Source organism: Mesorhizobium sp. M8A.F.Ca.ET.021.01.1.1 (assembly GCF_003998025.1).
GTDB lineage: Bacteria > Pseudomonadota > Alphaproteobacteria > Rhizobiales > Rhizobiaceae > Mesorhizobium.
In genome coordinates this window covers 1-6091 of record NZ_RZSJ01000374.1, presented here as the reverse complement: position 1 = coordinate 6091, position 6091 = coordinate 1, and the positions used below count along the sequence as shown (strand labels likewise).

Here is a 6091-nt window from a genome sequence, read left to right as displayed (position 1 = left end):
CGTCTCGCCCATTCGCCTGACATCCTCACTTGGCCGCCGATGCGATGGAAATCACCACGCATGTGTTGCCCGTCGGCAGCAGAAGCGCTTCGCCCGTGTTGCCGCCAAGCTCGTACACTTCGACCTGTCCGAGATGATCCGTGATCTTGCTGCCTTGCGGAAGAACGGACGGAATGTCGGCGCACGGACTTGCGAACGGCGCCACCCGCACCATGGCGCCCTCGCAACCCGAAGCGGTGGGTGACGCGAAGACCACGCCGGCGGCCGGCCCGCTGTAACGGTCGGTGGCATAGTCCATGCCGACAAAGGCCTGGACGGCGTGCTTGTCGGCGGCCTGGTCGTTCCACAGGGATTTGACGCTGTACTTCGCGCCGGTCGTCAAAAGCTGTCCGAGCACCGGAAAGATGGTCGAGCAGGCCTGCACGCCGGCCTGCTTGACGTGCTGGAGGAAGGGCGAGTCCGGCAGTGCGGGAGCGGCGGCCGCCTCGGCCTGAGCGGCCGTCGGGCTGCCGACCAGACCGGCGATCGCGGCATAGTTCGCGCCGGCGAAGCCAATGCCCATCATGGCCAGCCCCAGCAGCGAAAACCCAATGACGCGCGGCCACCGCCGCGGCGGCTCGACGGTTCTCTTGCGGTCCGGCTCGACGACCCGTCGCCGATCCGGCTCGACGGTCGGATTGCTGCGCGTCGCGGAGATGAACGGGTCTTGCTGGCTCACGGTGCTGCCTCGGCTATTTGATTGGCGCAAGGGCCTCGGACAGCCCCTTGAGCGTTGCGGTGACGGTAATGGTCTGGCCATCGACGGTCGGATAGGAAATCGCCGGCGTCGCCTTCTGCGCTATCTCCTGTCGCATCAGGGGTCCCACCGGCAGCATGCCGACGCAGACCATTTCGTTGCAGCCGTTCAGATGCACGTCGATCGGCTCGGCGCGCCCATCGAACTTCAGCGACACAAGCCCATCGCTCCTGGCGTTCGGCGCGGTGCGCAGGATCATGTAGGGCTTGCCGTCCTGGGTGGCGGCGAGCGACCAGCTGAACGCCATCTTGCCGGCGCCGTCCTCGATCACCTGCGAGACATTGCAGACTTTCTTGCGCGCCTTGAGGTTCTCGTCGCAGATCAGCGTCCAGTTCTCGAAGGGACGGATGGTGCGCTGGTATTGTCCGAGCTTCACGTCGGGAGGCACGACCACCTCGGAGGGCTTGATCCTGTAGGGCGAAGCCACCTGCCCGGCAGCCGGCGCCAGCCCGCCGGCAAGCGCCAGACCGGTCAGGAATGCCACGGCGGATCCGGAAAGACCAAACGGTCTCCCCGGATCCGCGTGTAGCCTGTCATGGCCGGTCCGCCTGTTCATCGCCGCCAGTTGCCCGCCTCAGTTCAAGGTGAAGCTCAGGCCGGCGCCGACACCGACATTTCCACCCGCCGCCGTGCCCGACAAATTGCCGCGGATGCGGCCGTCCTCGCTGGTGTAGCCGGCGCCGAAGGCAAAGGCGCTCGAATCCCGCCAGAAGCCGCCGCCCGCCGCCACGCTCAGCTTGCCGGGACGGTCGTCATAGCGCAGCGAGGCTGCCGCCAGTCCGATTGCCGCCGCCTGCCGTGCTTCGTCCCTGATGCCGCTGATGTCGGAATTCAGCTGGCTGAGCTTCTGGTCGGTATAATTGTTGGCCTGCTGCAACGTCGTGACCGCCACCTGGTCGGTATAGGTCTTGCTCTGAGCCAGGTTCAGGTTCAGCTGGTTGACGTTGACCGCGTCGGTGCCGGTAACGCCGGGGCCGACATTGGAGATGACGACAGGCGCATTCGGGTCACCGCCCTGCAGCGTTATCTTGTTGGTCTTGGTCGTCGATCCGTCCGGATTGTTGACGGTGTCGTATTGCACGGTGTTCTGGACGGTGCCGCCGATGCCGCCGATCGTCTTGGTCAGGTCCTCGATCGCCGTGTTGGTGGCGTAGAGCTGCGACCCGTTGATCGCATCGGTGCTGCCGGAGGAAACGCGCCCGGCGGCGACATTGGTGATCGTCCGCTCGGTTCCGGCATCGCCGACGCTGACGGTCCCGGTCGGGGTCGTGCCGGCGAAGGCGTAGGTCTTGCCGTTGATGACCGTGCTGGACGTGCCGACGGCGGTCTGCGACACCGAACCCGAACCGAGCGCCACATCGCTGGCGTTGTTGGCCTTGGCGCCTTGGCCGAGCGCGACGGCGCCCTGCCCCGTGGCTGTCGAGCCATTGCCGGCGGCAAGGCTGTTGGTGCCGCTGGCCACGCTGGCCGGCCCGATCGCGACGCTGTCGGTGCCGCTGGCGGTGGAGTCGGCCAGCGTCGAATTGGCGTGGAAATACTTGATGCCACCGCCATTGTTGATGTTGGTCAGCGCATTGTCGACAGCAGTGAAACCATCAAAGACGGTCGAATAATTGTTGCCCTGGATGGTGTAGGTCGGGCCGGTGATCGAGCCGTCGGGATTGACCGTGGTGCCGCCGCCGAACAGGTTGGAAACGTTTTGCGAGACGCCGCGCAGCTGCGAGACGTTGACGGCATCGGTCCCGGCCGAGCCCGCCGCGACATTGGTGAGCTTGCGCTCGGCGCCCGCGGCGCCGATCGACACTTCGCCGGCCGAGGTCTGCGGAGCGGTCAGGCCAAAGGCGGCGTAGCCGGCCTGCGCGCCAACCGTGGTGGTTGACGACGCACCCAGTGCGACGCTGTTGGCGAAGGTGCTCTGGGCGCCGGCGCCGAGCGCCACCGACTGGATGCCCGATGCGGTCGAGTCGGTGCCGAGCGCGATGCCGTCGGCCAGCATCACATGAGCGTTCTGGCCGATGGCGGTGCCGCCAGGCGCCGTCTGGTCGACGATGGCGCCATTGCCGATACCGACGCCATTGTCGCCGTTGACGACCGTGGTCGGACCGACCGCGACCGATTCCGCTCCTACCGCCAGCGAATCGCCAGCGGTCGAATTGGCATGGAAATATTTCGTCGAGGTGGCAGAGACCGCCGCGATCGCCCCCGCCAGCTGGCGCACCGTCACGGCGTCCTGGTCCTGCGTGCCGTCGGCGACGTTGGTGATCTGCCGGTAGGAGGTGGCGGTACCCACCGAAACGGCGCCGAGCAGCACTTTGTCGGTGGTGTTGTACTGGATGAAGTTCGACGGACCGGCGGCGATCTGCCCGGAAGCGGGAGCGATCGCGCGATCGGACACCGAGCCCGAACCGAGTGCCACGCTGCCGTCGATGTTGGCCGCGCTGTCGCGGCCGAGCGCCAGCCCGCTGACGCCGGTCGCGGTCGCCTGGTAGCCGACGGCCGTGGAGCCGACGCCCTGTGCGAAGGAGTCCGTTTGCGCCAGTCCGGCCTCGTTGGTGCGGGCATAGCGGATGCCCACGCCATTGGCGTCGGTATAGGCGGTCGAGGTGTCACCGGCGATGTTGTTGATCGTGTTGCCGAGATTGGTCACGCCGCTGCCGATGGTGCTGAGCGTGGTGCCGATGGCGTCGACTGCCTGGTTGGTGGCGGCGAGCTGCGAACCGTTGATGGCATCGGTCGACGTCGAGCTGATCCGCCCCGCGGCGACATTGGTGATAGTGCGTTCCGCGCCGGGCGCGCCGATGCTGACCGTCGAGGTCGGGTTGGTGCCCTGGAAGGCGTAGGTGGTGCCGTTGATCACCGCGTTGGGCGTGCCGACCGCTACGGCGGTCACCGAACCCGAGCCGAGCGCCACGTCGCCGGAGCTTGCCGCCGCCGCCGCACCGTTGCCGAGCGCGACATTGCCGGCGAGGCCGGCGGCACCCGCAGTGGAGCCGTTGCCCAGCGCGACGGAGCCTTGCCCGATCGCCTTGTTGCTGTTGCCGATGGCGACAGCACCGTTGGCCGTATTGGCCGCGGTGGCGGTTGCCGTGCCGTCGCTGTTGGCGATGTTGTTGGCGCCGCCGGTAAAGGCGCCGGTGCCGCTGGCGAAGCTAGGATCGCCGATGGCCACCGCGCCGTCGCCGTAAGCAACGTTGTCTGCGCCGATTGCGACAGCCTTCCCCCCGGTCGCGATCGCCCTGGTGCCGATGGCGACGGAGTCGGCGGTATCAGCGGAAGACTGGAGACCGACCGCGATGGCGTTGGTTGCAGTCGCCGCGCTTTCACGCCCCATCGCAAGGGCGTCGTCCCCGGATGACGTCACGTCCGTGCCGACGGCGATGGCGCTCTGTCCGCTGGCGCTCGTCGCAAAACTGGTCTGGCCGATATAGACGGAGTTTATCCCGGACGCGCTCGTCCCAGCGCCGACAGCGACGGCATTCACGGCGGTGGTTCGGGCACCACTGCCGAGAGCGGTACTGCCGGCTCCGCTGGCACCGGCGTTGACGCCGGCGGCGAGGGTATTATTTGCCGTCGCGCTGGCCAGGACGCCGAATGAGGAGGCGTTTGCGCCGCTGGCAACGGCCCCATTGCCGACTGCCGTGCTAAAGTCGGCAGTGGCCTGAGTGGCCTGGCCGAGCGCGACGCCGAAGCCGCCGGAAGCAAGCGAATTGGTGCCGATCGCGATGCTGTTGGGCAGGGCCGTGTTGGCCTGAACGCCTGCCTGCGCGTTCACGCCGAATGCGATGGACTGGTTGCCCCAGGCCTTGGCTGCATCACCCATCGCCGTGGCGCTTGTGCCGATCGCGGCGGCCTGACGTCCTACGGCAGTGGAATTGGCACCGCTGGCGACAGATCCCCAGCCTCCGGCGAACGAATTGGCGCCGCTGGCGGTGGAACTGGTGCCGACCGCCGTGGAGTTACCTCCCGAAGCGACTGAGAAGGTACCCAAAGCATTGGCGCCGGCCAAGGTGGCACTGGCCTGAACGCCGATCGCTACCGAATTGGTGCCACTCGAGATCGTGCCCTGGCCCAGCGCCATCGCGCCGCCGGCGCCGGTGGCTTTTGCGCTCAGGCCGAGAGCCACCGAATATTGAGCCGACGCAACGGATGAACGTCCGACCGCGATGGCGTCGACCTGGGATGCTGTAACATCCGTGCCGATGCCGATGGCGCTCTGTGCCAGCGCTCCTGTTCCAGCAACGGTGCGCGAACCGAGATAGACCGAATTTAGCTGCGTGGCTTGTGCCTGGAAGCCGAGAGCCACTGCGTTCTGGGCGCCAGCGGCGGCGAAGCTGCCTTGGGCGAGAGAATCCAATCCGGACGCAACGGTGTTTGTGCCGAAAGCGCTCGCGCGCAGCCCGCTCGCAGCAGCGAAGTTGCCTACGGCAGTCGAATTCTGCGCGGTCGCCGCGGATCCTTGACCCATGGCGACAGCCCCGCCGCCTTGGGTTTGCGCATCGACTCCGATCGCAACTGAATTATTCCCGTTGGAAATCGCTCGGCAGCCGATGGCCATGCCTCCCGTCGGCGCTCCGACGGTGGCCGTATATCCTGTGCAACCGATCGCGATGCCGTTGGCACCACTCGCCGTTCCGGCGCCCGCTGTATAGTTACCGCCTGGAATAACTTGGCCAAATGCCTGAGGCGCAATAACCAGCCCCAAGACGCCGAAAACAGCCCCAATCGCACCGATACCCCGATCTTTACGACGCATGCCTAGAACGCGGGACGCCATGCGCAGTACAGCCATCAGGCGGCGCCGGGCCGAGCGGGAGCGAGGATCGGCATTCGCGATCCAGTGACTGGCGAAAAGCGCGGCGCGATGCTGGACAAACGAGTGACGTGAGATGCAATTGTCGGTCATGGTCCCTCTCAGCGCGCCAGTCGGCATGAAAATGTCAGACAATTCCCCCAAGCGGCAGAAAGACATGATTCTTGTGCGCGGTATTTCACGATCTTGCTGTGTCGTAAGAAAAAATCGCGGAACAACTCGGCAGAGGTTAACGGCTTATTACTTTAGCCGGAACTTTAATAGGTATCACCTATATTTCCAAGATATGCCGCAGCCTATCCGTCACCTGGTCTTCGAGATAAGCTTGTTCGAGCGCGACCGCAGTGGCGTTACATGCCGGTATTTCTTCATCATGGTGGTGAAATGGCTCTGGCTCGAGAAACCGCTGAGATGGGCAATGTCGGCGATCGCCAGGCTGCTCTCGGCAAGCAGTCTCTCCGCAAAATCCAGCCGCAGATCGAGAA

4 protein-coding genes are annotated in these 6091 nt (G+C 65.8%); all 4 read right to left on the bottom strand.

The features are described 5' to 3' along the window. Window positions 1–25: 25 nt before the first annotated feature. Window positions 26–718, bottom strand: coding sequence for a hypothetical protein (locus EOA36_RS24240; protein ID WP_127279742.1), 693 nt, complete (start codon window positions 716–718; stop codon window positions 26–28). Between the two features lie 13 nt (window positions 719–731). Next, entirely contained in the window at window positions 732–1280 is a 549-nt protein-coding gene (locus EOA36_RS24235) for an invasion associated locus B family protein (protein WP_127279741.1), read from the bottom strand. A 90-nt stretch (window positions 1281–1370) separates the two neighbouring features. Further along, complete coding sequence (locus EOA36_RS24230) at window positions 1371–5699, bottom strand: YadA-like family protein (RefSeq protein WP_127279740.1); 4329 nt, start codon at window positions 5697–5699, stop codon at window positions 1371–1373. Window positions 5700–5909: 210 nt separating this feature from the next. Continuing rightward, window positions 5910–6091 (bottom strand): AraC family transcriptional regulator (locus EOA36_RS24225; protein WP_145969283.1); only part of this gene is annotated, 182 nt, incomplete at its 5' end.